The organism is Intrasporangium sp. DVR (assembly GCF_040365325.1).
GTDB lineage: Bacteria > Actinomycetota > Actinomycetes > Actinomycetales > Dermatophilaceae > Intrasporangium.
In genome coordinates, this window is sequence record NZ_BAABZW010000005.1 from 207,488 (window position 1) to 231,929 (window position 24,442).

24 protein-coding genes are annotated in these 24,442 nt (G+C 71.8%); 12 read left to right on the forward strand and 12 right to left on the reverse strand.

Features of this window, described 5'->3' with window-relative positions:
- Positions 1-50: 50 nt before the first annotated feature.
- From ABWV20_RS05520 to ABWV20_RS05535, 4 genes are all read left to right on the forward strand, one after another.
- On the forward strand, positions 51-1,319 hold the full coding sequence (locus ABWV20_RS05520; protein WP_353353824.1) for a sensor histidine kinase: 1,269 nt from the start codon (positions 51-53) through the stop codon (positions 1,317-1,319).
- Complete coding sequence (locus ABWV20_RS05525) at positions 1,316-1,945, forward strand: response regulator (protein WP_353353825.1); 630 nt, start codon at positions 1,316-1,318, stop codon at positions 1,943-1,945. Before ABWV20_RS05520 ends, ABWV20_RS05525 begins: the two co-directional genes overlap by 4 nt.
- Before the next feature lie 56 nt (positions 1,946-2,001).
- A complete protein-coding gene (locus tag ABWV20_RS05530; protein ID WP_353353826.1) occupies positions 2,002-2,637 on the forward strand; it encodes a proteasome activator in 636 nt (211 codons plus the stop codon).
- A gap of 63 nt (positions 2,638-2,700) precedes the next feature.
- The gene (locus ABWV20_RS05535; RefSeq protein WP_353353827.1) at positions 2,701-4,425 is read left to right on the forward strand and encodes a metallophosphoesterase; all 1,725 of its coding nucleotides are present in this window, start codon (positions 2,701-2,703) and stop codon (positions 4,423-4,425) included.
- Between the two features lie 18 nt (positions 4,426-4,443).
- Here ABWV20_RS05535 and ABWV20_RS05540 read toward each other — a convergent pair whose 3' ends face one another.
- Positions 4,444-5,244 carry a helix-turn-helix domain-containing protein gene (locus ABWV20_RS05540; protein WP_353353828.1) on the reverse strand — a complete coding sequence of 267 codons (801 nt, stop codon included), beginning with the start codon at positions 5,242-5,244 and terminating at the stop codon, positions 4,444-4,446.
- A gap of 85 nt (positions 5,245-5,329) precedes the next feature.
- Between ABWV20_RS05540 and ABWV20_RS05545 the strand changes: the two genes are divergently transcribed.
- On the forward strand, positions 5,330-6,226 hold the full coding sequence (locus tag ABWV20_RS05545; RefSeq protein WP_353353829.1) for an SRPBCC family protein: 897 nt from the start codon (positions 5,330-5,332) through the stop codon (positions 6,224-6,226).
- Positions 6,227-6,239: 13 nt separating this feature from the next.
- Here ABWV20_RS05545 and ABWV20_RS05550 read toward each other — a convergent pair whose 3' ends face one another.
- Together ABWV20_RS05550 and ABWV20_RS05555 are read right to left on the reverse strand one after the other, a co-directional pair.
- The gene (locus ABWV20_RS05550) at positions 6,240-8,006 is read right to left on the reverse strand and encodes an AMP-binding protein (RefSeq protein WP_353353830.1); all 1,767 of its coding nucleotides are present in this window, start codon (positions 8,004-8,006) and stop codon (positions 6,240-6,242) included.
- A gap of 68 nt (positions 8,007-8,074) precedes the next feature.
- On the reverse strand, positions 8,075-8,704 hold the full coding sequence (locus tag ABWV20_RS05555; RefSeq protein ID WP_353353831.1) for a PH domain-containing protein: 630 nt from the start codon (positions 8,702-8,704) through the stop codon (positions 8,075-8,077).
- A 145-nt stretch (positions 8,705-8,849) separates the two neighbouring features.
- Here ABWV20_RS05555 and ABWV20_RS05560 point away from each other — a divergent pair, with 145 nt between their 5' ends.
- Both ABWV20_RS05560 and ABWV20_RS05565 read left to right on the forward strand, forming a co-directional pair.
- The gene (locus ABWV20_RS05560; protein ID WP_353353832.1) at positions 8,850-9,908 is read left to right on the forward strand and encodes an SGNH/GDSL hydrolase family protein; all 1,059 of its coding nucleotides are present in this window, start codon (positions 8,850-8,852) and stop codon (positions 9,906-9,908) included.
- 90 nt (positions 9,909-9,998) lie between these two features.
- A complete protein-coding gene (locus ABWV20_RS05565; protein WP_353353833.1) occupies positions 9,999-11,300 on the forward strand; it encodes a TrpB-like pyridoxal phosphate-dependent enzyme in 1,302 nt (433 codons plus the stop codon).
- Positions 11,301-11,313: 13 nt separating this feature from the next.
- Here the strand turns inward: ABWV20_RS05565 and ABWV20_RS05570 are convergent, their stop codons facing one another.
- The 3 genes from ABWV20_RS05570 to ABWV20_RS05580 form a co-directional block, all read right to left on the reverse strand.
- Complete coding sequence (locus ABWV20_RS05570) at positions 11,314-11,901, reverse strand: DNA-3-methyladenine glycosylase I (RefSeq protein ID WP_353353834.1); 588 nt, start codon at positions 11,899-11,901, stop codon at positions 11,314-11,316.
- A 44-nt stretch (positions 11,902-11,945) separates the two neighbouring features.
- Positions 11,946-12,197 carry a hypothetical protein gene (locus tag ABWV20_RS05575; RefSeq protein ID WP_353353835.1) on the reverse strand — a complete coding sequence of 84 codons (252 nt, stop codon included), beginning with the start codon at positions 12,195-12,197 and terminating at the stop codon, positions 11,946-11,948.
- An 81-nt stretch (positions 12,198-12,278) separates the two neighbouring features.
- Positions 12,279-12,902 carry an FMN-binding negative transcriptional regulator gene (locus ABWV20_RS05580; protein ID WP_353353836.1) on the reverse strand — a complete coding sequence of 208 codons (624 nt, stop codon included), beginning with the start codon at positions 12,900-12,902 and terminating at the stop codon, positions 12,279-12,281.
- A 55-nt stretch (positions 12,903-12,957) separates the two neighbouring features.
- Here ABWV20_RS05580 and ABWV20_RS05585 point away from each other — a divergent pair, with 55 nt between their 5' ends.
- Entirely contained in the window at positions 12,958-13,842 is an 885-nt protein-coding gene (locus ABWV20_RS05585) for a phosphatase PAP2 family protein (protein ID WP_353353837.1), read from the forward strand.
- 81 nt (positions 13,843-13,923) lie between these two features.
- Here ABWV20_RS05585 and ABWV20_RS05590 read toward each other — a convergent pair whose 3' ends face one another.
- Genes ABWV20_RS05590 through ABWV20_RS05600 form a run of 3 tightly spaced genes read right to left on the reverse strand, consistent with a single transcriptional unit; the run spans position 13,924 to position 15,640 of the window.
- Complete coding sequence (locus tag ABWV20_RS05590; RefSeq protein ID WP_353353838.1) at positions 13,924-14,196, reverse strand: hypothetical protein; 273 nt, start codon at positions 14,194-14,196, stop codon at positions 13,924-13,926.
- Entirely contained in the window at positions 14,193-15,056 is an 864-nt protein-coding gene (locus tag ABWV20_RS05595; RefSeq protein ID WP_353353839.1) for a DUF4097 family beta strand repeat-containing protein, read from the reverse strand. Before ABWV20_RS05595 ends, ABWV20_RS05590 begins: the two co-directional genes overlap by 4 nt.
- Before the next feature lie 38 nt (positions 15,057-15,094).
- Positions 15,095-15,640: a toxin-antitoxin system HicB family antitoxin gene (locus ABWV20_RS05600; RefSeq protein WP_353353840.1), complete on the reverse strand. Its 546-nt coding sequence runs from the start codon at positions 15,638-15,640 to the stop codon at positions 15,095-15,097.
- A gap of 181 nt (positions 15,641-15,821) precedes the next feature.
- Here ABWV20_RS05600 and ABWV20_RS05605 point away from each other — a divergent pair, with 181 nt between their 5' ends.
- A complete protein-coding gene (locus ABWV20_RS05605) occupies positions 15,822-17,138 on the forward strand; it encodes an MBL fold metallo-hydrolase (RefSeq protein ID WP_353353841.1) in 1,317 nt (438 codons plus the stop codon).
- Positions 17,139-17,217: 79 nt separating this feature from the next.
- On the forward strand, positions 17,218-18,336 hold the full coding sequence (locus ABWV20_RS05610) for an MBL fold metallo-hydrolase (RefSeq protein ID WP_353353842.1): 1,119 nt from the start codon (positions 17,218-17,220) through the stop codon (positions 18,334-18,336).
- Between the two features lie 57 nt (positions 18,337-18,393).
- On the opposite strand, the gene ABWV20_RS05615 is transcribed toward ABWV20_RS05610, so the two are convergent.
- Together ABWV20_RS05615 and ABWV20_RS05620 are read right to left on the reverse strand one after the other, a co-directional pair.
- Positions 18,394-19,920: a sensor histidine kinase gene (locus ABWV20_RS05615; protein WP_502901758.1), complete on the reverse strand. Its 1,527-nt coding sequence runs from the start codon at positions 19,918-19,920 to the stop codon at positions 18,394-18,396.
- The gene (locus ABWV20_RS05620; protein WP_353353844.1) at positions 19,898-20,635 is read right to left on the reverse strand and encodes a response regulator transcription factor; all 738 of its coding nucleotides are present in this window, start codon (positions 20,633-20,635) and stop codon (positions 19,898-19,900) included. Before ABWV20_RS05620 ends, ABWV20_RS05615 begins: the two co-directional genes overlap by 23 nt.
- A gap of 208 nt (positions 20,636-20,843) precedes the next feature.
- On the opposite strand from ABWV20_RS05620, the gene ABWV20_RS05625 reads away from it, so the two are divergent.
- The gene (locus ABWV20_RS05625; protein WP_353354193.1) at positions 20,844-21,515 is read left to right on the forward strand and encodes a VIT1/CCC1 transporter family protein; all 672 of its coding nucleotides are present in this window, start codon (positions 20,844-20,846) and stop codon (positions 21,513-21,515) included.
- Between the two features lie 275 nt (positions 21,516-21,790).
- Complete coding sequence (locus ABWV20_RS05630; RefSeq protein ID WP_353353845.1) at positions 21,791-23,989, forward strand: DEAD/DEAH box helicase; 2,199 nt, start codon at positions 21,791-21,793, stop codon at positions 23,987-23,989.
- 139 nt (positions 23,990-24,128) lie between these two features.
- On the opposite strand, the gene ABWV20_RS05635 is transcribed toward ABWV20_RS05630, so the two are convergent.
- Positions 24,129-24,305, reverse strand: coding sequence for a hypothetical protein (locus tag ABWV20_RS05635; RefSeq protein WP_353353846.1), 177 nt, complete (start codon positions 24,303-24,305; stop codon positions 24,129-24,131).
- Positions 24,306-24,442: the final 137 nt, after the last annotated feature.

The window sequence follows — 24,442 nt, forward strand, 5'->3', positions numbered from 1 at the left end:
TGCAGGCCACCGTGGCGCGCCCGCTGCCCTCCCGCCGTTAGCGTGGGCAGGTGAGCACCACCGCGTCGGTCCAGCCCCGACCCCTTGCCGTCCTGACGCGCGCCCTCCTCCTCGGTCAGCACTCCCTCTTCGCCGTCCTGCTCCTCGTCGCCTGGGCGAGAGCGGCGGGCGAGACGCCGTGGTTCGAGGTCGTCGCGGCCGCTCTCGGCATCCTCTACACGGGGCTGGCCGTCGCGGAGCAGCATCACGTGCGCTCGCCGGGCGGCGGTAGTGACCACTGTCCCCACCGGCTCCGCCACCCCGGCGTCGGGGTGGCCGTCCTCGGCGTGCTCGCCGTGCTCGTCCTGGCCTGGCTGGGCTCGGTCAGCCTCACCCCTGACTTCGCCTGGCTCGCCTTTCCCCTGTTCTTCGCCGTCCTTCGCCTCCTGCCGAGTGTCTGGGCGGTCCCGCTCATCGGCCTCATGGTCCTCGCCGTCGTCTGGGCGCACGCGCGAGTCACCGGGTGGGCCGACGTCGGACTGGCCACGGTCATCGGCCCCACCGTCGGCGCACTGGTCTCCATCGGCATGGCCCACGCCTACCGGATGCTGCTGCGCGAGAACGCCGCCCGACAGCAGCTGGTGGAAGAGCTCGCCGCGGCCAAAACCGACCTGGAGGCCACGCACGAGTCCCTGGCCGAGAGCCGGCGCGAAGCAGGCGCCCTCGAGGAACGAGCCCGGCTCTCGCGCGACATCCACGACACGCTCGCCCAAGGGTTCTCCTCCGTCATCCTCCTCGCCCGTGCGGCTGCCCGTCCCGGGGCCGACGCCACCAGCGTCCGCGAGGCCCTGGAGCGGATCGAGCGTCAGTCGTCCGCTTCCCTGGCCGAGGCCCGAGCCGTGATCGCCGACCTCACGCCAGAGTCACTCGCCGGCAGCGACCTGCCCGCCGCCCTCGAACGGCTGGTCACGAGCGTGAGCCAGCACAGCGGCATACGGGCGACGTTCGAGATGGACGGGCCGCCGCGTCCACTGCCACGGGCACACGAGGTCGCCCTGCTGCGCCTGGCGCAGGGGGCGCTCGCCAACGTCACCACCCACTCGGGGGCCACTCGTGTCGTCGTGTCGCTCAGCGTCGACGATGACGGCGCGCGGCTCGACGTGGTCGACGACGGCGTGGGCTTCGAGCCCGCCGGCATGCACCCCCGTGAGGACGGGACGGGCTACGGCCTCCGGTCGATGCGCGAACGGATGGCGACGCTCGGCGGGCACCTCACGGTGGAGTCCACTCCGGGTGCCGGCACCGCCATCGCCGCCCACCTGCCAGGTACTGCACCATGACCGCCCCGATCCGGCTCGTCGTCGTCGACGACCACCCCGTCGTGAGGGCGGGCCTGTCCGCGCTGCTCGCCGCCGACCGGTCGATCGAGGTCGTCGGCGAGGCGGCGAGCGCCGCCGAGGCGGTGGTCGTCGCCGAGCGGCGCCACCCGGATGTCGTCCTCATGGACCTCCAGCTCGGCGACGGCGTGGACGGCGTGGGAGCCACCCGCCGGCTCCTCGCGCTCGACCGGCCCCCTCGCGTCGTCATCCTCACGACGTACGAGTCGGACGCCGACGTGCTCGCCAGCGTGGAGGCCGGCGCGTGCGGCTACCTGCTCAAGGACGCTCCGGCCGCAGACCTCATCGACGCCGTCCGGACGGCGTCTCGTGGCGGCACCGTGCTCTCGCCCGTCGTCGCCCGGCGCCTGGATCAGCGACGCCGCTCGCCCGAGCCCGCGTTGAGCAGGAGGGAGCTCGACGTCCTCGGACTCGTGGCCGAGGGCCAGCCCAACCGCGACATCGCCCAGGCGCTCTTCCTGTCCGAGGCCACGGTCAAGAGCCACCTGGTCAGGGCCTTCGGCAAGCTGGGGGTGGCCTCCCGGACGGCTGCGGTGGCGGCCGCCCGCAGCCGGGGGCTGATCCGCTGACGGATGACCGCGGGCGTGTTGCCGCGGCGTGGCGACCGTGGGGCAGGATGGGACTCATGACTGATCAGCCCCGCCAGCCAGTGCCCGGCCCGGATCCCAGCGACGAGCAACCGCGCGAGGACCAGCGCATCGTCGTGCTCACCCCCGACGGCATGGGCGTGGCGGACGCTCCTGGGCATGGCGCCGGGCCCGGCCCCGACTCCGGCGACGACCGCCAGGAGCGTGGCCGCACCAATCCCGCCGACCTCGTCGAGGAGCCGGCCAAGGTGATGCGGATCGGCTCGATGATCAAGCAGCTGCTCGAGGAGGTCCGCAGCGCCCCCCTCGATCCGGCCGGCCGCCGTCGCCTCGCCGACATCCACCACCAGTCCATCGAGGAGCTCAAGGACGGCCTGTCGCCCGAGCTCGTCGAGGAGCTCGAGCGGATCGCCCAGCCGTTCCGCGACGAGTCGCCCAGCGACCCGGAGCTGCGGATCGCCCAGGCGCAGCTCGTCGGCTGGCTCGAGGGCCTCTTCCACGGCATCCAGACCGCCCTCGTGGCGCAACAGATGGCGGCGCAGCAGCAGCTGGCCCAGATGCGGGCCCTGCCGGCCCCCGGCGCCAGTTATGGCACGCCGCCGGGAGCGGGGCACGGCCAGGCTCCGGGGCAGGTCCCTGGGGGCGAGCCGGGACCCACGGGCCAGTACCTCTGAGGGCACGCCCATCCACCTGCTCACCGCGTGGGCGCGGGTGGGCCGACGCATAGGGTGGACCCGATGCGACTGACGACGGATCACCCTGCCTGGGCCCGAGTCGGCCTCGTGGCCCGCTGGGTCGCGATCCTCCTCGCCTGCTATCTCGGCGGGGTCGCGGCCACCAACCTCTCGCCGACGACCGTCGAGACCTCCCACTACCGGGCGACGCTCCGGCTCGACCCCGTCCCCCGCCACACGCCGACGCTGCACAGCCCGACGATCGTCGGCGATGTCGACCTCGCCTTCACGTCGCCTGCGGTGGCCCCCGGACTCGACGTCGCCGTGTCGGTGCGTGAGGAGATCACTGACCTGCTGAGCCGCGGCTCCGTCAGTGTCCGCGCTCTCCAGCCGACCGACGCCGAGATCTCGGCCGCGATCCGTGAGGCCGCCATCGGGGTCGGCTGGCGCTTCGCGCTGGGTGCCGCCATCGTCGCCCTCGCCTCCTCCGTCGCGGTCCACTACGCGCGGAGACGACGGCCCGAGCGGATGCACCTGGTCATGGTGGCGACCGCGCTGGTCGTCGTCTCTGCCGGCACCGGCGTCAGCACCGCCCTCACGTACCAGCCGGACCGGTTCGCCGCCCTGTCGACGACAGGTGTCCTCGGCACGGTCCAGCGCAACGCCGGGCTGCTCGCCGGAGTCGAGTCCAGGGCGGAGCAGGCGACGCCCTACCTGCGCAACCTGCTCGCCCTCTCCCAGGCACTCCAGGAGAAGTTCGTCCCCGCTGACCTCACCCAGCCCGTCGTGTCAGCCCGGATCCTGCTCGTCTCGGACATCCACGGCGCCAACCAGTACCCGCTGATGCGCACCATCGTCGAGGAGGAGGGCGTGGACGCGGTCATCGACACCGGCGACATCATCAACTTCGGCCAGGTCGAGGAAGGCGAGGCGGCCGGCATCTTCCGGGGCATCGAGTCGCTCGGGGTGCCCTACATCTTCGTCAGCGGCAACCACGACCAGTCATCCCCGACCGACCGGGCCCTGCTCCAGCGGATGGCCCGGGTCCCCAACGTCGTGCTCCTCCAGGACCCCGAGGGCGTCCATCGGGAGCTGTCCTTCCACGGACTGCGCATCACCGGCTTCAACGACCCCCGCTACTTCGGTGACGACGCTCAGGACCCGGCCGGCAAGCAGGCTCCAGCGGTCGACGCCTACAACGCGGCGATGGAGGACGAGCCGGAGAGCGACCTCGTGCTCACCCACGAGCCGTACGCCGCGACGGGCGTCGCCCGCGGCCGCGTCCTGCTCAACGGCCACATCCACACGTCCGTGCTGGACGGGTCCCGGATCCAGGTGGGTACGTTCACCGGAGGCGGTGTCGTGTCCCACTTCATCGCGACGGAGGACGAGGAGCTGCGTGGGCAGCCCTATGCCTTCGACCTGCTCACCTTCGGCCCCCGCTGCGCCCTCACGCAGCTGACGCGCTACACCTACCGCAACCTCATCGAGGGTCGACCGGTCTACGACAACATCCAGGTGGTCAACGGCGCCACGATCGACCCTCGCGGCGCCGACGAGACCCGGGCCGCAGAGGCGGCGCCCCCCGAGCCCCCGGGAGTGCCGGTCCCCGAGGGTCGGCAACCCCGATCGTGCAGCCCGCTCGAAGAGACGACCCTTCGCGAGGTCCCCACGGGCCCACCGCCGGACGGCAGCACCACGACGCCGGCGACGATGACGACCTCGACACTGACGACCTCGACACTGACGACCTCGACGGCACCGTCGCCGGGCACCTCGACCCCGTAGGGGCCGGTGAGAGGGCCATCAGGACGGTGGCTGCTGCGGAGGCGTGGCCTCCGCGCGCCGGCGGAAGAACGCGTCGGCTGTCTCGTCAGCGGGATGGATGAGCTCGATCCGCAGCTCGTCCAGCGTCACGTCCCGTGCGGCTCCGAACTGCGCGACCACGCTGATCGTGCGGATCAGCTCGTCTCCGAACCGGAAGTGCGGGCACAGCACTCGGGAGTCGTCGGGCGCGGGCCGCTGAGGCACGTCCCGACAGGCGCTGACGGCGATCTCGATGAGCTCCGTCAGGCGCCCGTCGTCGAGACGGTGCGAGGCCTCGGCCTGCAGGCGACGGATGCCGGGCCAGGCGAGGTCGGCCCAGTTCGCGATCACCTCTCGCCACGGTCCGGCGTACATCAGCCGGACGACGTTGCGCTCAGGAGTGTCGGGCAGGAGTGTCTCGGCGACGGCGTTGGCGCGCACGATGTTCCAGTCTCGGTCGATGGCGTAGGCCGGATAGGGCAGGTGCCGCTCGAGCATCTGGTCGACGACTGCGGAGAACGGCGCGAGATCGGTCGTGGCCAGCGGGGTCTCGGGGTGGGCTGGGGCGAGGCCGGCTGCCCGGAAGAGGTCGTTCGCCTCACGCAGCGACAGGTCGAGGGCCTCGCTCAGGCGCACCACCATGTCGCGACTGGGTCGTGAGCGCCCGGTCTCGAGGAAGGAGAGGTGTCGCGGCGTGGTGCCGGCGCGATGAGCCAGGGTGAGCTGGCTCGTGCCGCCCGCCTGGCGCCACCGGCGCAGCGCAGCGCCGAAAGGAGTCGTGGCAACGGTCGTGAAGCTCATCCCCACATCGTGGCCGCCACGGGGACGCATCACCATTCCCTCTGCGGGAATCGACCCTCGTCGCCACCGGCTCGACGCTGGTCGCATGAGGATCACGACGAGAAGGACCATCCACCGCCCCGCCGACGACGTCTGGGACGTCGTCGGGCGCAGGTTCGACGAGGCGGGCGTCTGGGCGAGCAGCATCGCGGCCTCCCGCGCGACGGGCCCGGCAACCCCGCCGGCCCAGGAAGGCCCGGCAGCGGCGGCACCCCTGGCCGGGGCGCCGTGCACGGCCAGGGAGTGCCACGTCGCGGCGCCCGGTGCCGAGCGACTGGTCGAGGAGCTCGTGGCGTACGACGACCACGGCCGCAGCCTGACCTACGCCCTCGCCACCGGCATGGAACGGTTCGCCCGGTCTGCGGTCAGCACATGGAGCGTGGAGGCCCGGTCCGACCACGAAAGCGTGGTGCGGGTCGATGCAGAGTTCCGGCTGACCCGATTCGGCCGCCTCCTCGCACCCGTGCTGGCGCCCTACCTGTCGATCATGGGACGACGCAATGCCGCCGACCTGGCGACCTACGTCGAGACCGGCCAGCCGAGCCGGCGCAAGCAACGACGATCAGCCGGGAACCCCGTCCTCGACCGGGCCGTGGGGCTCAACGCGCTCTTCAGCCTGGCCTCCGGCGGCGGGCTCGTGCTGTGGTCCCGGTGGTGGGCGCACGAGTACGGCGGGGTGGGAGCCCCGGTGATCGCGCTGGTCGGCGCAACCCTGCTCGCATACGCGGTCCTGCTGGGCTGGCTCGCCGGCCGCGGTGTGGCGCCACGAGTCGGCCGAGTGCTCTCGCTCCTCGACGGAGCGTGGGTGGTCGGAACCGCCGGTCTGCTCGCCGTGGCCGGTGCCCGGTTCGGCCCGGCGGGGCTCGGAGCTGCCGTCGCGACCGGGCTCGTCGTGGCCGGCTTCGGTGCCGTCCAGTGGAGGGCCAGCCGCACTCCGGGGTGAGGCCGCTCCAGCGTCAGCCGCGCAGGTCGGGGAACTGGTCGTCGCGCCACTCGAGCGGGGGCTGGGCCGCCCCGGTCGCATCGAGCTGCTCCTCGCGGCCCCGCAGCTCGACCCGGCGGATCTTGCCCGAGATGGTCTTGGGCAGCTCGTAGAACTCGATCCGCCGGACTCGCTGCCACGGCGCCAGCCGGGCCCGCGCATGGGCGAGGATCGACCGCGCGACCTCCTCGCCGGGCTCGTGGCCGGGGCTCAGGGCGACGTAGGCCTTGGGCACGGCGAGCCGCACCGGGTCCGGCGACGGGACCACCGCCGCCTCGGCGACCGCGGCGTGCTCGATGAGAACCGACTCCAGCTCGAAGGGGCTGATCTTGTAGTCGCTCGCCTTGAAGACGTCGTCGGTCCGCCCGACGTAGGTCACGTAGCCCTCGGCGTCGACCGATGCGACGTCGCCCGTGTGGTACCAGCCGCCCTCCATCGCCGCCGCGTTGCGCTCCGGGTCGCCCTGATAGCCGGTCATGAGGGGGACGGGGCGCTTCGACAGGTCGAGGCAGATCTCTCCCTCGATGGTGTCGGCATCGTCCGAGGGGCTGACGAGGGTGCCCTCGACGGGGTCGACGATGGCGACCGGGACGCCCGGCAGCGGGCGGCCCATCGAGCCCGGCTTGACCCGCGCGCCGGGCGTGTTGCCGATCGCAGCGGTCATCTCCGTCTGGCCGAAGCCGTCGCGGATCGTCATCCCCCAGGCCTTCTCGACCTGGGCGATGACCTCGGGGTTGAGCGGCTCACCTGCCCCGATGACCTCCCGCAGGGAGCCGGGGCCGCCGGACAGGTCGGCGTTGATGAGCATCCGCCACACCGTCGGCGGCGCGCACAGCGAGGTGACCTCGTGCGTGCGCAGCACCCGGAGCAGGGCGGCGGGATCGAACCGTGAGTAGTTGTAGATGAAGATCGTCGCCTCGGCGATCCACGGCGCGAAGAACGAGGACCAGGCGTGCTTGGCCCAGCCGGGGCTCGAGATGTTGAGGTGGACGTCGCCGGGGCGCAGCCCGATCCAGTACATCGTCGACAGGTGGCCGACGGGGTACGAGCGCTGGGTGTGCTCCACGAGCTTGGGCTTGCTCGTCGTCCCGGAGGTGAAGTAGAGGAGCAGCCGGTCGTCGGGTCCGGTGCCCGGGTGCTCGGCGGGCGCGACCACGAGGTCGTATGCAGCTGGGTACGGTTCCCATCCCGCGCGGCCGCCCGCGTCGGCTGGGTCGACGCCCACGGCGATGCGCAGGTAGTGGCCGGGCACCTCGTCGAACTTGTGGCACTCGGTCGCATTGGTGATGACGGCGCGGGCGGCGCCGCGCTGCATCCGGTCGACGAGGTCGCCCGGGCCGACCGCGACCGTCGTGGGCATGATGACGGCGCCGAGCTTCATGACGCCGAGCATCGACTCCCACAGCTCGACCTGGTTGCCGAGCATGAGGACGACCGAGTCGCCCTTGCCGACGCCGAGCCCGGCGAGGTATGCGGCCACCTGGTCGGAGCGGCGAGCCATCTCGTCGAAGCTGATGGTCCGGACCGACTCGTCCTGTTCGACGATGGTGAGCGCGGGCCGGCCGTTGCCCCGGGCTACGGCGTCGAACCAGTCGATCGCCCAGTTCCACCGGTCCCCGACGTCGGGGAAGCTGAACTCGGCCACGGCCTGGTCGTAGTCCTCACGGAGCTCGACGAGGCGGTCGCGTGCCGCGCGGAAGGTCTCGGTCACGTCGGGAGTGCTGCCCGTGAAAGCCGTCATGGCAAGACTCTAGGACGTCCTAGCAATCGACACGCGTGAGATCCCACACACCCGGACCTGCGGCTGTGTCAGTCCTCAGCCAGATCGGGACGGTCAGGCCGGCGCGGGTCCGAGCCCGGCGGCATACGGCCATCGGTCTCGTCGTCCTGCGCCACCTCGTAGCCGGGCCGTCCGTGCGCTGCCCGCCCCTGGGCGACCATGCGGCGCCGCGTGTCGTCCTCGTCGATGAGACGGTTGATGAGCTGCTGGACGTGGTTGCTGTGGGGGATGTTCTTCAGGGTCTCGTCGGGACTGTCACCGGCCGACTCGATCCGCAGCGAACCGGAGTTGATGATCCGGTCGACGAGCGACTGCTGGAACGACACGTCGGTGATCTTCGAGAGGGTGATGTCCTTGCCGGACTTGTTGAGGATGCCGCGGCGGACCATAACGCGGTGGGTCGTCACGACGTAGTGCGTCGTGCGCCACCGGAGGAACGGCACGATCACCATGGGGATCGCGATGACGACGATGAGCCCCAGCAGGATCCACTGGATCAGGTTGCCGGTGTCGTCGTCCGGGGTCGCGGCGGCTCCGAGGACCCCCCCGACGATCAACAAGAGGCCGACGAAGGTCGGCCCGGCGACGGTGAGCCAGTGCGGGTGGATGCTGCGCTCGACCCGCTCGCCCTGGGCGAGGACGTTCTCGGGGAATCCCATGGCGTCAGCGTAGAGCGCCCACGTCCCGTTCAGGTGGCGGCCGAGGCGAGGCGCCCTTACCGTCGGTAATGACGCCCCGTCCCGGGCGCCGGTTGTTGCAGTGCCTCTGGTTGACAGCGCAGTTGACACCCCCAAGGAGAGCGCAGTGAAGAGCTTCACGACTCGCCGCCGGGCCGCGGCCGTCATCACCCTCGTGACCGGCCTCGTGTCCAGCCTCGCCATCGCCCTCGCCGCGCCCGCCCAGGCGGCCGGCGAGAGCTACGTCGCCCTCGGCGACTCCTACTCCTCCGGCACCGGCACCCGCACCTACATCAACGACGGGACGAGCTGCCAGCGCTCCGTCTACGCATACCCGTCACTCGACGCGGCCGCGCTCAACCTGGCTCTGACGTTCCGGGCCTGCTCCGGGGCCAAGGTCCTCGACGTCACCAACACGCAGCTCTCGGCGCTCTCGGGCACGACGCGCTTCGTGACGATCTCGGTGGGCGGCAACGACGCCGGCTTCGCCGACGTCCTCACCGAGTGCGCCATGCCGGCCTGGATGAGCAACTGCAACGGCGCCATCGACGACGCGCAGTACATCATCAACAACGTCCTGCCGGCTCGGCTCTCCACGCTCTACACCTCCATCCGGAGCAAGGCCCCCAACGCGAAGGTCATCGTCGTCGGCTACCCCCGGATCTTCATGGGCGAGGACTGCAACGCTCTCACCTGGTTCTCGCCGTCGGAGCAGTCGCGGCTCAACTACACCGCGGACCTGCTCAACTCGAGGACGTCGACCCAGGCCTCCGCCAAGGGGTTCAGCTTCGTCAACCCGACGTCGCGCTTCACCGGTCACGCGGTCTGCGACACCGTCGAGTGGATCAACGGCCTGTCCAGCCCGATCTCGGAGAGCTACCACCCCAACATCGCGGGACACCGGGACGGCTACGCCTACCTGACCAAGCCCGTCTTCGGGGTCAGTGCCACTGCCCGCGCCGCCGCCCGACTGTCCGCGTCCACCATCGAGGCGGATGCCCGCAGGTTCACCAGCATCGACCGGACGATCGACCCCGAGGAGTTCGTCGCCCCCGACCTGAGCTCCGCACGGGCCAGGTCGGCAGCCGCCGCTGCCGGCGTCGACCTGTCGAGCCGGACCAGCATCGACCGGGCCGACCGGGTCTGGTCGGCGCGCCAGGCCGCGGAGTGGGCGGCTCGCCGCTGACGCCGTCGACAGGTGATACGACCCTCCCCTGCGCCCACCTGTCTCGGTTAGCCTCGCGCTCGTCCCCAGCAGCACAACCGAGGAGCCCCGATGACCGAGGTCAGGTCCACGCAGCCGCTCACCGAGCCCACCGGGGTCGTCGTCCCCTCGTCCGTGCCGACGCACTGGTACAACCTGGCGGCCGACCTGCCCTCGCCGTGCCCGCCGCCCCTGCACCCGGGGACCCAGCAGCCGCTCGGGCCGGAGGACCTGACCCCGCTGTTCCCGATGGCCCTGATCCAGCAGGAGGTCACCACCGAGCGCTGGGTGGAGATCCCGCAGACCGTGCGGGAGATCTACGCGAGGTGGCGGCCGTCCCCCCTCATCCGCGCCGACCGTCTGGAGCGGTTCCTCGGCACTCCGGCGAAGATCTTCTACAAGTACGAAGGGGTCAGCCCCGCCGGCTCGCACAAACCGAACACCGCTGTCGCACAGGCCTACTACAACGCCGTCGAGGGCACCAGGAAGCTCACGACCGAGACGGGCGCCGGGCAGTGGGGCGCCTCCCTCTCGCTCGCCTGCTCGCTGCTCGGCCTTGAGTGCGAGGTGTGGCAGGTGCGTGCCTCCTACGACCAGAAGCCCTACCGTCGCTTCCAGATGGAGACCTACGGCGGGGTCTGTCACCCGTCGCCCTCGGACCTGACCGAGGCCGGCCGCGCGATGCTCGCGGCCGACCCCCAGACGACCGGCTCACTCGGCATGGCGATCTCCGAGGCGGTCGAGGTGGCGGCCCGGGACCCCGAGGCGCACTACGCGCTCGGCAGCGTCCTCAACCACGTGCTGCTCCACCAGAGCGTCATCGGCATCGAGGCCCTCGAGCAGCTCGACTCCATCGGAGAGCGGGCCGACGTCGTCTTCGGCTGCGCGGGCGGCGGCTCCAACCTCGCCGGCCTCTCCTTCCCCTTCATCGGCCGCAACCTGCGCGACGGAGCGACGACGAAGGTCGTCGCCTGCGAGCCGGCGGCGTGCCCGTCCCTCACCCAGGGCGAGTACCGCTACGACCACGGCGACGTCGCCGGGCTCACGCCGCTGCTCAAGATGCACACGCTCGGCAAGGACTTCGTGCCCCCGCCCATCCACGCCGGTGGCCTCCGCTACCACGGCATGGCCCCGATGGTCTCCCACGCGCTCGAGCTGGGGCTCCTGACGGCGACCGCGGTGGAGCAGGACGACGCGTTCCGCGCCGGGATCGAGTTCGCCCGGGCCGAGGGCATCATCCCCGCGCCCGAGTCGACCCACGCCCTCGCTGCTGCGATGGCGCACGCGCGTGCTGCGACGACCGAGGAGACCATCGTCATCGGTCTCTCCGGCAACGGCGTCCTGGACCTCGTCGCCTACGAGGACTACCTCTGATCCCGTCGCTGCACTAGTGCGGCCACACGCCCGACGTGCCGCGACGATGGCTCGTCACCAGATGCGTGTCGATGATGCCGACGGCCTCCATCAGGGCGAACATCGTCGTGGGGCCCACGAACGCAAATCCCTTCTTGCGCAAGGCCCGTGACAGGGCCTTGGACTCGTCCGAGACGGTCGGCACGTCGGACTGCTCGCGCGGTCGCGGCGTGTCAACCGGCTGGAACCCCCAGACGAGGTCGACGAGCCCGCCCTCCCCGCGGAGGGCAACCGTGGCGCGGGCGTTCTGGATGGTGGCGTTGATCTTCATCCGGTTGCGCACGATCCCGGGGTCGAGCATGAGCCGCTCGACGTCGTCCGGGCCGAAGTCCGAGACCACGTCCGGGTCGAAGTCGGCGAAGGCGGACCGGAAGCCCGGCCGCTTGCGCAGGATCGTCGCCCAGGACAGTCCCGCCTGGAAGCCCTCGAGGCAGATCCGCTCGTAGAGGCCCTGCTCGTCCCGGACCGGCATTCCCCACTCGGTGTCGTAGTACTCCCTCAGCATGGGGTCGACCGAGGCCCACTGCGGGCGGGCGAGTCCGTCAGCACCAACGACCGTCATGGTCCGACGATAGGCGGCTGCTCGGACAGCCCGGTCGCCGGCGGTCAGAGCTCCGCCAGCTCCCCGTCGCGGACGGCGTAGCGCACGGCTGTCGTCATGGCGGGCGGCAGGTTTGCCGGGTGCGCGGCAGGGCGCGGTGGTGCCCCTGGGCGCGGACCGGGCTCAGCGGCATACGACAGTCCACGCGCGATCCCGGCCGCCTGCGCCGGGCCCACTCCCAGCGCGGCGGTTCCGACGAAGGCGACGGTGACGGCGGCCCCGAGGCCGCCTGCGATGGTGCGTGCTCTTCGGTTCATGGATCGAGGTTCGCGAGCGGTCCTGTGCGCGGCCTGTGCCGTTCCGCTGTGGCACGCATGAGCTGCCGTATGCCGCTGGGCTCAGTCCCCGAGAGCAGCTCGCATCGCGCGGGCGACGTCGTGGGACGACGAGCCCGGCTCCGCCTCGAGGCCCGCGATCGCGCCCTCCCGGTCGGCGCGCGAGCGGTTCTGGCTGAGCTTGGCCTTGGCAGAGACGGACTCGACGCGCAGCTCGACGCCGACGACCGCCCTGAGCTGGCCGGCGATGTAGCGCTCGGGAGCGTCGGTGACGCCCCAGGGCCGGGACCGGTGCGCCTCGTGCCGCTCGGTGAGGCGCGTGACGACGTCGCGGACGAAAGCCTCGTCGTCGTGGACGGTCACCTGACCACTCAGCTGGACCTCGCTGTAGTTCCACGTCGGCACGACCCTGCCGTGCTCCCTCTTGGAGGCATACCAGCTCGGCGAGATGTAGGCGTCGGCCGCCGTGACGACGAGGAGACCCGACGAGCCGGAGGTGATCCGGCGCCAGTGCTCGTTGGCTCGGGCCAGGTGCGCCAGGACCCGGCCCTCGTCGAGGACCAGGGGCAGGAGGGTCACGTCGGGGCGGCCGTCGGGCCCCACGGTGACGAGGTGACCGGCCGGGTGGGCCGCCAGGAAGCCGACGACGTCGGCCTCCTCCATGACATTGAAGTGGGGGACGTACACCCCTTGATTGTGCGGGCTCCACGCGTCTGGGACCCGGCTTTGGCACACTGTGCCGATGGTGGAGGGAGCGGACGCGTCGAGTCGGGACCCCCGGCGGCAGGGCCGCGAGCCGGAGCAGATCGGTTCACGGGACCTGACGGCCTGGCCCACGGCGCTCGGCCGCCTGCTGGTCGGGGCCGCCGCCTCTCTGGGGCGCCGGGTGCCCTGGGTCGGCCGCGCGTACGGGTGGTCGACGGCCCACGTGGCCTTCGTCGCCTTCGCGGCAGTGGCGATGGGCGTGGCGGTGTCCCTGACGAAGAGCGCGGGCGAGGTCTACGAGGCCGTCGTCGACCACAACGGCATCTCGACGATCGACCAGCCGGTCCTCGACCTGGCCGTGCAGGCACGCACGCCCTGGCGCAACGAGGCGATCACGTGGTTCACAGACGTCGGCGGACCGGTCGGCATGCCGCTCCTCGTCGCCCTCGTCGTGGGCGGCCTGGCCTGGCACTGGCGGACGTGGATGCCCGTCGTCGTCACCGTGGCCGCCGCGGCCGGCTCGCTGCTGATGACCCTGGCCACCAAGGGCCTCGCGGGGAGGGCCCGGCCGCCGCTGGACCTGGCCGTCCCGCCCTACGAGTCGTCCCCGAGCTTCCCGAGCGGGCACACCCTCAACGCGACCGTGCTCACGACGGTGGTCGTCTACCTGGTGCTGCTCCGGAGCACGGCCCCGTGGCAGCGCGTCCTCACGGTCGGCCTCGGCGCAGGTTTCGTCGTGACGATGGGCCTGAGCCGCGTCTTCCTCGGGCACCACTGGTTCACCGACGTCGTGGCGGGCTGGGCGCTCGGCCTGGCCTGGGCCCTCGCCGTGATCACCGCGCATCGGCTCTTCCTGACCCTGCGACCGCGACCTGACGCCGTCACGCTCACCGATGGGGCACCCGGGAGCACGCGGACCTGAGCCGGCCGCCGCGGGCGTGGAGGTGCCGCGGCGACCGGTCCCGGGCCCCGGGTGGCCGAGGCCCCCGGGTCGGGTCGCCCCTCAGTGCGCCCCGCTCGCACGTCGCGGCCCTGCGCTCCACGGGCGTGGCAGACGCCGGGTCGCCTCGGGGCAGACCGTGGTGCCAACCGTGGCAACGGCCTCCGGGTCGAGCCGTGCAGCGAGACGTCGGAGGACGAGAGCGGTGCGGACGTGCCGTCGCACCGGACGGGGGGAGGACGGCTGGTCGACCCGGTCAGGGAGGAGGTCACGGACCATGGCCTCCTCGGCGGACCGGAGCGGGCGGACGTGCTGCGAGGGGTAGGGCGTGCTCATGACAGGCTCACCTGCGCCCGCTTGACGTGGATGTCGCCACTGCCGGACTGGACGGCGAGACTCGTCTGCGCCTCGGCGTCACCGGGCCCATCCGTCTCGTCGAGGTCGACGTCGACGTCGCCGGTCACGGTGTTGAGGTCGAGGTAGGCCGCGACGCCGGCCGCCACCCCCATCGAGACGTCGCCGGTGCCGGTCCTCACCTTGACCGCACCCCCGTGGATGCCGCCGAGCACGACGTCTCCCGTGCCCGTCATCAGGTCCAGGTCGGCGACGGAGGCCTTGACGACCACGTCGCCTGACCCCGTCTTCGCCTTCACCTCGGCGTCGGCCCGGCGCACGTGCACGTCGCCGCTGCCCGAGACGAGGTCGACGCGGCCGCCCGACTGGCCGACGACGACGTCTCCGGAGCCCGTCTTGGCGCGGATCCCGTTCCGCGCCACCTGGACGGCGATGTCGCCGGATCCTGACTTCAGGTCGGCGGCGGCGAGCTCGTGCAGGGCGATGTCGCCGGCGCCGGTCGCAGCGTGAACGTCGGCAAGCAGCCCGGAGCCCTGGATGTCACCGGAGGCAGTCCGGACATCGACGGTGCTCGACGCAGGAAGGTCGATCTCGACGTCGACCGAGGCGTTGAAGGGCAACCCGATGAACGACTCCTTCTTCGGCGCGAGGACGACGACGTCGTTGCCGCGCGCCTCGACCGTGAAGCGCCGGGCCAGCTCCTCACCGGTGCGCCCGTGGGGCTTGAGCCGGACGGTGGTGGTCGGGTCGTCGGTGGCGGTGAGGGTCACGTCGCCGACGAGCTGCTCGACCTTGAGGTTGATCGGTCCTGTCGTCTCGAAGCGGGTCTCGAGGTTGGTCATGGTGGATTCCCTTGCGGTGTGGTGGTTGGCGATGGGCTTCAGCGAACCCAGCCCTGAATGCGCTTGTTGGAGGAACGGTTGCGGCCAGGGGCCCCGGGGCCGGCGCCCCACTGGCCGCTGATGGTGAGGTCGACACCCGGCATCGTCGCGAGCCGCACGGCATTGACGATCCAGGTGTTGAGGGACTGTCCACGCCCGGCGGCGAGCTCCTCCGCGCGTGACTTGAGCGCGTCGGGGATGCGGAGCGTGATGCGCGCGGTCTCGGCCCCCTCGTCGTCGGCGGGCAGGGCCGCCGTGTCCGTCTGGCGGATCGGGGTGGTCGCCTCGGCCACGGCCGAAGGACCGGCGCCCACGACGACGAAGACCGGCTCACGGCCCTGGAGGCGGACCTCCACGGAGATGCCGTCCAGCTCGTTCGTGATCTCGGCTGCCGCGTGCGAGAGGGCGTCCATCAGGGCGAGACGGACGCTTGAGTCCAGGGCGACGCCCAGTCGCTGGGCCGCCTGCTCCGTGTCGGGCCCCATCGCGCCGGCCGCCCGGGTGAGGTCCTGACGCAGCGCCTCCACATACTCGGTGATGTCCATGTGCACCACAGTGACATCATGATGGCATCATGTCAATGTCACTGGGACGTCCCACGTGGTGCTGAGCCGCTCCGGCCTCCCCCAACCGGAGCCTGCGGGGCGGGACTCGTCCCGTCCACGCCGGCGAGGCCCCAGAATGGGGGCAGCCGCGGTGGGCGGCCGAGAAGGCAGAGGGAGAGACATGCGCAGCCTGGCCACGTCAGACCGTCGGTCCGCCCGAGCCGCTTCACGCGTCATCGCCGTGGTGTCGACCCGGTCCCACGCCCGCGAGTTCCTGCAGGTCCTGCACCGCATGGGCGCCTCGACGTCGGAGATCGTGCCTGCCGTCCGCGACTCCCCCAACTTCCGGAACCGGCGGTTCGAGGCCGACGAGCCGTCGCTGCGACCGCGTCTGCGCGCGCAGACCAGCGCACTCCTCGCCGCGATCCGGGTCCACGGTCGGGGCCGGCCCGTCGGCACGGTTCCCCTCGTGACCCCGCAGCTGCCCGAGCAGGCGGGCGACCTCGCCGTGACCTGGTACGGCCACGCCACGACCCTCCTCGAGGTCGACGGGGTCCGCCTCCTCGTCGACCCGGTGTTCGGCGAGCGCGTCTCGCCGTCCGCGCGGTTCGGCCCGAGGCGGCTGCACCCGGTGCCCGGAGCGATCGAGGACCTCCCGGGGGTCGACGTGGTGCTCATCTCGCACGACCACTACGACCATCTCGACGCCCCGTCCATCGCCACCCTCGAGCGCACGCATCGGCCGCACTACGTCGTGCCGCTCGGGGTCGACTTCCACCTCAGGGCCTGGCGGGTGCCGCCTGAGCGGATCACCGCGCTCGACTGGCGCGACTCCACCGAGGTGGCCGGCGTGCGGCTGACGTGCACCGAGGCCCGCCACAACTCAGGACGCGGCCTGGTGGACAGCCAGACACTGTGGGCCGGGTGGGCCATCCACGGGCCCCGCCACTGCGCCTACTACGCCGGGGACTCGGGCACGTCGAAGCGCTTCGCGCACATCGGCGCCGACCTCGGCCCGTTCGACGTCACCCTGCTGCCGATCGGCGCCTACGACCCCTTCTGGCCGGACCTGCACCTCGAGCCCGAGCAGGCGGTGGCGGCGCACCGCGACGTCAACCGCATCGGGAGCGCCTCCGCAGCGGTGACCGCTGACGCCGCCGGCGTCGCGGACGATTTCATCGAGGGCGACCAGCGCATCGACACCCCCGGCGGAACCCACGAGGAGGGGGCGGCGACCCGGACCGGCCGGCGCGCGCCGACCTCGGCCCGCACGTCGGTGCTGTTCCCCGTTCACTGGGCGACGTTCAACCTCGCGATGCACTGGTGGGCCGAGCCGATGCGCCGGCTACGGCGAGCGGCTGCCGAGGCCGGCGTCCCGGTGGTCTCCCCCCGCCCGGGTGAGCGCGTCGACCTGACCGAGGGCGAGCCTGCCGCCGTCGCCGCCACGTACGCCGAGCCCTGGTGGGACGGGTGCTCGGCACCCGAGGACCACGACTAGGGTCACGCCCCGACTCGCCCGCCGCACGGCCGGGGCCGGCCGACCCGCGTTACCGTGGCGTGTGAGCATGCTGAGATCCGTGGCCGGGAGGTCCAAGGGCAGGGTGCCGGTGCTGCGCCGGATCGGCGCCACGCCAGGGGCGATGCGGGCACGAGCCGTCGCCTCACCCAACTACCGCGACGGCCAGTTCCGGTCCCATGAGCCGACGCAGTGGGTGGCGGCACCCGAGGGCGAGGGTCTGGGCCACCCTGCGGTCGCCGCCTATCGCGCCCGGGCCCAGGGCCGGCCGCGGGGCACCATCCCGCTCGTGCGCCCGGTGTGGCCCGAGGTCGCCGCGGGACTCGCGGTGACCTGGCTCGGCCACGCGTCCACCCTCGTCGAGGTCGACGGGCATCGGTTCCTCCTCGACCCGGTGTTCAGTGACCGGGTCTCGCCGTCAGGTGTGGTGGGACCGCGACGGCTGCATCCCGTCCCGTGCGTCGTCGCCGACCTGCCGCCGCTCGACGCCGTGGTCATCAGCCATGACCACTACGACCACCTCGACGAGCCGACGGTCCTCGAGCTCGAGCGCAGCCACCCCCCCCGCTACGTCGTGCCCGTGGGGGTCGACCTGCACCTCGAGACCTGGGGCGTTCCCGCGGAGCGCATCACGGCCCTCGACTGGCGCGAGGAGACCCGGGTCGGCGACGTGGTCCTCACGTGCACGGAGGCGAGGCACTTCTCGGGTCGCGGCTTCGTCCGCAACCAGACGCTCTGGGCCGGGTGGGCCCTGCGCGGGCCACGGCATGCGGTGTACTTCGCCGGCGACTCCGGCCCCACGCACCGGTTCGAGGAGATCGGCCGCGACCTCGGCCCCTTCGACCTGACGATCCTGCCGATCGGCGCCTACAGCGACCACTGGCCCGACATCCACCTCAACCCGGCACAGGCGATCGGCGCGCACGTCGACGTCAACCGCGGGGACGCCACGACCTCCCGCCTGCTCCCGGTCCACTGGGCGACGTTCAACCTCGCGATGCACTGGTGGTCCGAGCCGATCAGGTGGGCTCGCCGATGCGCCGAGGAGTATGCCGTCACCCTGTTGACCCCTCGGCCCGGCGGCCGCGTCACCCTGACGGGCGGGACGTCCCGCGCGGACGACACCCTCGATCAGGACGCGTGGTGGGAGCCGTGCGCGGCCCCCGAGGACCGCGACTGAAGCAGTTCCGTATGCCGCTGGGCCGGCTCGCGTGGCGACCGCGCGGTCCGCGCGTGGTCAGGCTGCGGGGAGCAGGACCGCGATCGTCGTGTCCCCCGGTCGGCTCGCCAGCTCCACCCGCCCCCCGTGCGCGCGGGTGACGGCGGCGACGATCGAGAGGCCGAGCCCGGTGCTGCCACCTGCGCGGTTGCGGGCACTGTCACCGCGGGCGAAACGCTCGAAGACGTTCGGCTGCAGCGCCTCGGGAATGCCTGGCCCGTCGTCGTGCACCGAGATCCGGACGAGGTCCCCGTCCGGGCGGACCGACGTGGTCACGTGGGTGCCCGGCGGGGTGTGGGTCCGCGCGTTGGCCAACAGGTTGGCGACCACTTGGTGCAGCCTCGCGGAGTCCCCTCGCACCTCGACGGGGTCGGGGGGCAGGTCGAGGTCCCAGCGGTGCTCGGGGGCGGCGGCGTGGGCGTCGCTGACCGCGTTGACGACGAGCATCGACATGTCGACGGGCTCGGAGGCGAGGGGCCGCCCGGCATCGAGACGGGCCAGCAGGAGGAGGTCCTCGACGAGAGAGCCCATCCGCCCGGCCTCGGACTCGATCCGGCCCATCGCGTGGCTGACCGTGTCGGTCAGCGACTCCGGCTCGCGCCGCGACAGCTCGGCGTAGCCCTTGATCGAGGCCAACGGGGTGCGCAGCTCGTGTGAGGCGTCGGCCACGAACTGGCGCACCCGCTGCTCGCTCCGGTGGCGCGCATTGAGGGCTTCGTCGACGTGGTCGAGCATCTCGTTGAACGCCGCCCCGACCTGGCCCACCTCGGTGCGGGTGTCGGTGTCGGCGGGCGCCACGCGCTCCACCAGCTGGACCTGGCCGGCGTGCAACGGCATCCGGGAGACTCGTGAGGCCGTGTCGGCGACCCGTCTGAGCGGCTCGAGGCTCCGTCGGACGATCCACGTCCCGATCCCGCCCACGAGGAGCACGCCCGCAGCGACGCTCGACGCGGCGATGAGGACCATCCGGGCGATGGTGGCATCGGTGGGCGCCATCGACAGGCCCACGACGAGGGTGACGGGGATGAGCTCGTTGCCGGAGGGCAGGTTCACGGCCTGGGCCATCATGCGGAAGCGACCGAGGGCGCCCAGGTCGACCGTCTCGGCCGTCGAGCCGAGGTCGGCCGCGCTGATGGCGGCGAGGGCGCTGCTCCCGAGCTTGACGTCCCGTTCCGGGGCGAGGACCCAGCCGACGGCGCTGCCCGGGGTGTACTGGGCGATGAGGCTGTCGGCACCCGGCCCGCCTCGCCGCATGTTGCCGTCCATCATCCTCGGTGCGTGCAGGGTGTCCCTGAGCTGCTCGTCCACCTGCGCGACCAGCTGCTGGTTGAGAGCAGCGACGGTGAAGGCAGCAGTGGCCAGGCTGAGCACCGTGAAGAGCGCGAGCATCGACGCCATCAGCTTGGCCCGCAGGGTCCAGGTCGACAACGGCCTGACGCGGGTGGTCACGCGGGTGGCAGCCGCCCGAGCCCGCTCGGCCGCGGCGCCGAGAGGGCCGTGGCGGGGGTGCGGCGGGGCCGCCTCAGACGGCCGGTCTGAGGACATACCCGGCTCCGCGCATCGTGTGGATCATCGGCTCACGCCCGGCATCGATCTTCTTGCGCAGATAGGAGATGTAGAGCTCGACGACGTTGGCCTGGCCCCCGAAGTCGTAGTTCCAGACCCGGTCGAGGATCTGTGCCTTGGACAGCACCCGCCGCGGGTTGCGCATGAGGTATCGGAGCAGCTCGAACTCCGTCGCCGTGAGGTGGATCTCGTCACCCGCGCGGTAGACCTCGTGGCTGTCCTCGTCGAGCGTCAGGTCTCCCACGACGAGGACGGAGTCCGAGGACGTCACGGCCATCGTCGTTCGCCGCATCAGCGCGCGGACGCGCGCCACGACCTCCTCCAGCGAGAACGGCTTGGTGACGTAGTCGTCGCCTCCGGCGGTCAGGCCCGAGACCCGGTCCTCGACGGCGTCCTTGGCGGTGAGGAAGAGGACCGGCACGCCCGGGTTGTCCGTCCGCATCCGGCGGAGCACCTCGAGACCGTCGAAGTCAGGCAGCATCATGTCGAGCACGACTGCGTCGGGGTCGAACTCCCGAGCGGCTCGCACGGCCTCCATGCCCGTGCCCGCAGCGCGCACCTCCCACCCCTCGTAGCGCAACGCCATGCCGAGCAGCTCGGTGAGGTTGGGCTCGTCGTCGACGACGAGGACGCGGACCGGAGAACCATCGAGGCGCTGGAGCTGCGCAGCCGACATCTTGCCCTGGTTGGTCATGGACCCATCGAACCCGGCACCCCTGTGCCATGACCAGCACTTCCCTGTGCGAATCCTGTGAGGTTGCTGTCCCCGCGAGCCCGGGGTGGGAGCGTGACGACACCGCCGAGACGGGACACTCCGTCCGCGGGCCGGCTCGAGGTGTCAGGATCGGGCCGTGACCACCCCTGTTCCTGACGACGCTCACGACGAGCCGCACGACGGCTCGATGGGCACCCGGCTCAACTGGCTGCGGGCCGCCGTTCTCGGAGCCAACGACGGCATCGTCTCCACGGCTGGTGTCGTCGTCGGCGTCGCGGGCGCCACCAGCGACAAGGCCGCGATCATGATCGCCGGCCTGGCAGCACTCGTGGCCGGGGCCATCTCGATGGCGGCCGGAGAGTACGTGTCGGTGAGCACGCAGCGCGACTCGGAGCGATCCCTGCTCCGGCTCGAGCGCCACGAGCTGCGCGAGGATCCCCACGGGGAGCTCGAGGAGCTGACCCAGCTCTACCAGGCCAAGGGAATCAGTCGGCCCCTCGCCGAGCAGGTGGCGCGCGAGCTGACCGCCCACGACGCCCTGGGCGCGCACGCGGAGGTGGAGCTCGGCATCGACCCCGACGACCTGACCAACCCGTGGCACGCCGCATGGGCCTCGATGGCTGCGTTCACCGCGGGCGCAGTGCTGCCCATGGTGACCATCACCTTCAGCCCCGCCTCGGTGCGCACCTGGGTGACGGTGGTCAGCGTGGCGATGGCCCTGGCCCTCACCGGTTGGCTCGGCGCGCGCCTTGGTCACAGCCCGAGGGTGCGCGCCATGGTCCGCACCGTCTCCGGCGGCCTGCTGGCAATGGGCATCACCTACCTCATCGGCGCACTGGTCGGCACCAACCTCGGCTGAGCCAGAGGGTCCCAGCCGGTCGCTGACCGCCTGGGAGGCGCGTCGCACGCCCGGGCGCTCCGGGTGCGGTAAACTCGGTGCGTCCAGAGAGCGTGGACGTCGACCCGGATTCCCGGCCATTCGGCCCCGACCAGCACCATTCGCTGGGGTTGACCTCGACGCACGTGTGGACATCGGGACCGCAGTGAGCGCCCGAAGAGCCGGACCTTCCCTACGGCCTCACCCATGAGGCCGCCGCGTCGGGACGGTATGCACATCGCATCACCAGGAGGAAGATGCCCACGCGAGTCCGTCAGCGGTCCGCCACCGGATCCGACAGCGCCAACGGTGCTGCCGGCTCCCCAGGCAGCAGGGGCCCGTCCCGCTCCGCCACTCGGTCCAACCACCGGGAGGACGACCCCGCGCCGATCATCCCCATCCTCGCCCGGCGGGTGCGGGAGGTGGAGGCTCGAGTGACCTCCAAGGGCCGCGCCACCCCGACGAACCGCACCAAGTTCCAGGTCGTCGCCCTGCTCATGCGTGCCGAACGAGCCCGCGTCAAGGACGACACCTCGATCCCCGGTGGCCAGCGCGCCGACCTGCTCAAGCGCCTCGATGGCATCGCCGGGATCCTCGCCCAGATCGCCGCCCGCGACACGAGCCTGCTCGCACTCCTCGACCCGGCAGCGACGCCGGGACCGGCCGCGCAGCAGATGCGTCGCGACTGGCTGCTCGAGTCCGGCGCCGAGCTCGCTCCGGAGGACCTCGTCATCACCCGTCCCCAGCCGGTCGCCTCGGCCCTGCCGCCTGAGCTCGCGGCCAAGCAGGTCACTCCCCAGTCGGTGCCGGCACGGGTGCGGGCCAACCCCTTCCTCGCCCCGGACCTGTCCGCAGGCAACCGGCACGACTATGTCGGGCGTCTCTCCGGATGGGAGCTCCTCGGCCCGCTCTACCGCGCCTTCGAGCAGGGCTCAGGAGGGGAGGCAGCGACGATGGACCTGCCCCCCAAGCCGCGCATCGACCGGTTCTCCCCGCCCGGGTCGCAGCTGATGGTGCACCAGTCCCGCTTCCTGCGCGCGGTGCAGCAGGGCCACCGGACCTTCCTGCTGGCCGACGAGCCCGGCCTCGGCAAGACCGCCCAGTCGGTCCTGGCGGCCTCGGTGGCCGACGCCTACCCGATGCTGGCCGTCGTCCCCAACGTCGTGAAGATCAACTGGGCGCGCGAGGTCGAGCGCTGGACGCCGCAACGCCGGGTCACCGTCATCCACGGTGACGGAGAGGACGTCGACGCTTTCGCGGACGTCTTCGTCGTCAACTACGCGATCCTCGACCGACACTTCGGCTGGCTCTCCACCTTCGGCTTCAGGTCGATGGTCGTCGACGAGGCCCATTTCATCAAGAATCTCCAGTCGCAGCGCTCCCAGCAGGTCCTCGCGCTCGCCGACCGGCTGCGCGCCACGACCCCCGGCGGCAACCCGTTGCTCATGGCCCTGACCGGGACCCCGCTGATCAACGACATCAAGGACTTCGACGCGATCTGGCGGTTCCTCGGCTGGATCAAGGACGGCAGGCCGGTGGCCGACATCGTCCGCCGCCTCGACGAGACCGGCCTGACGCCGATGGACCGGGCGTTCTACCCCGAGGCCCGGCAGGCCGTCATCGACATGGGCATCGTCCGACGACGCAAGGTCGACGTCGCCAGCGACCTGCCGGACAAGCGGATCGCCGACATCACGGTCGAGCTCGACGACGACGCCGGACGCTCCATCGAGCGGGCCGAGCGGGCCCTGGGCGAGCGCCTCGCCCGCCGTTACCGCGCCCAGCTCGCCGAGGGCCACGGCCACGAGGTCGACGGCGAGCCCGACGAGGCACTGCTCCGACGGGTCGCCATGGCGGAGCTCAAGGCACCCTCCGGCGAGGGCACGGGCGAGAACGTCTTCACCCTCGTGCGTCGCATCGGACAGGCGAAGGCGGCCCTGGCGGCCGACTACGCCGCTCAGCTCTCGCACTCCGTCGGCAAGGTCGTCTTCTTCGCCAAGCACCTCGACGTCATGGACAAGGCCGAGCAGATCCTGGCCGAGGCCGGCCTGCGGACCGTGTCGATCCGGGGCAACCAGTCCGCCAGGCAGCGCCAGGAGGCGGTCGACGCGTTCCAGAAGGATCCGGAGGTCTCGGTGGCGGTCTGCTCGTTGCTCGCGGCCGGCGTCGGCGTCAACCTGCATGCCTCGTCCAACGTCGTGCTCAGCGAGCTGTCCTGGACGGCCGCCGAGCAGCAGCAGGCGATCGACCGGGTCCACCGCATCGGCCAGGACGAGCCGGTCACGGCGTGGCGGATCCTGGCAGCCGGCACCGTCGACACACGGATCGCCGAGCTCATCGACTCGAAGCAGGGACTTGCGGCCCGCGCTCTCGACGGGAGCGACGTCGAGGTCGCCAGCACCGACTCGGTCCAGCTCGACGCGTTGGTGACGCTGCTCCGGGGGGCCCTCGCCTGACCTGTCGTCTTCTCGAGCCACAGGGCGCGCACCGACCGCTCGTCCAGCTCGGTCGGACACGGGAACGTGTCACCTGGCCCGTGTCACCTGGCTCGTATGACCTGACCCGCCCCCCCCCCGGGCGGACCCCGGTGACGGGTCAGTCGGGCGTCTGCGTCGACTCGCGACGGGTCTCCTCGGGGCGCTCGGTGCGCTCCGCCGACTCGTCGAGGATGGCCTCCGCCTGAGCCTCGGCGTCGTCGCTGCCAGCCGCCTGCTCCTCGGGCAGCAGCTCGGCGCGCTGGGAGATGGCAGACTCGTCAGGTTGCTCAGTCATGCCCTGACCGTAGCAAGCCGCAGCCAGTGGGTAGTCGCCCCAACACACCCGAAGCCGATCGAGGAGCACACCGTGAGGCCGACCACGACCGCACGTCGCTGGATCACGACGGCGGGGGTGGCAGCCCTGGCCCTGGT

Coding starts and splice junctions, on each gene's coding strand:
- ABWV20_RS05590 (WP_353353838.1), bottom strand. CDS start 14,196: ATGAGCACGCCCTACCCCTCGCAGCACGTCCGCCCGCTCCGGTCCGCC.
- ABWV20_RS05630 (WP_353353845.1), top strand. CDS start 21,791: ATGCCCACGCGAGTCCGTCAGCGGTCCGCCACCGGATCCGACAGCGCC.
- ABWV20_RS05575 (WP_353353835.1), bottom strand. CDS start 12,197: ATGAACCGAAGAGCACGCACCATCGCAGGCGGCCTCGGGGCCGCCGTC.
- ABWV20_RS05540 (WP_353353828.1), bottom strand. CDS start 5,244: ATGAGCTTCACGACCGTTGCCACGACTCCTTTCGGCGCTGCGCTGCGC.
- ABWV20_RS05615 (WP_502901758.1), bottom strand. CDS start 19,920: ATGTCCTCAGACCGGCCGTCTGAGGCGGCCCCGCCGCACCCCCGCCAC.
- ABWV20_RS05585 (WP_353353837.1), top strand. CDS start 12,958: ATGGTGGAGGGAGCGGACGCGTCGAGTCGGGACCCCCGGCGGCAGGGC.
- ABWV20_RS05530 (WP_353353826.1), top strand. CDS start 2,002: ATGACTGATCAGCCCCGCCAGCCAGTGCCCGGCCCGGATCCCAGCGAC.
- ABWV20_RS05545 (WP_353353829.1), top strand. CDS start 5,330: ATGAGGATCACGACGAGAAGGACCATCCACCGCCCCGCCGACGACGTC.
- ABWV20_RS05535 (WP_353353827.1), top strand. CDS start 2,701: ATGCGACTGACGACGGATCACCCTGCCTGGGCCCGAGTCGGCCTCGTG.
- ABWV20_RS05605 (WP_353353841.1), top strand. CDS start 15,822: ATGCGCAGCCTGGCCACGTCAGACCGTCGGTCCGCCCGAGCCGCTTCA.
- ABWV20_RS05570 (WP_353353834.1), bottom strand. CDS start 11,901: ATGACGGTCGTTGGTGCTGACGGACTCGCCCGCCCGCAGTGGGCCTCG.
- ABWV20_RS05565 (WP_353353833.1), top strand. CDS start 9,999: ATGACCGAGGTCAGGTCCACGCAGCCGCTCACCGAGCCCACCGGGGTC.
- ABWV20_RS05625 (WP_353354193.1), top strand. CDS start 20,844: ATGGGCACCCGGCTCAACTGGCTGCGGGCCGCCGTTCTCGGAGCCAAC.
- ABWV20_RS05595 (WP_353353839.1), bottom strand. CDS start 15,056: ATGACCAACCTCGAGACCCGCTTCGAGACGACAGGACCGATCAACCTC.
- ABWV20_RS05620 (WP_353353844.1), bottom strand. CDS start 20,635: ATGACCAACCAGGGCAAGATGTCGGCTGCGCAGCTCCAGCGCCTCGAT.
- ABWV20_RS05555 (WP_353353831.1), bottom strand. CDS start 8,704: ATGGGATTCCCCGAGAACGTCCTCGCCCAGGGCGAGCGGGTCGAGCGC.
- ABWV20_RS05635 (WP_353353846.1), bottom strand. CDS start 24,305: ATGACTGAGCAACCTGACGAGTCTGCCATCTCCCAGCGCGCCGAGCTG.
- ABWV20_RS05550 (WP_353353830.1), bottom strand. CDS start 8,006: ATGACGGCTTTCACGGGCAGCACTCCCGACGTGACCGAGACCTTCCGC.
- ABWV20_RS05525 (WP_353353825.1), top strand. CDS start 1,316: ATGACCGCCCCGATCCGGCTCGTCGTCGTCGACGACCACCCCGTCGTG.
- ABWV20_RS05600 (WP_353353840.1), bottom strand. CDS start 15,640: ATGGACATCACCGAGTATGTGGAGGCGCTGCGTCAGGACCTCACCCGG.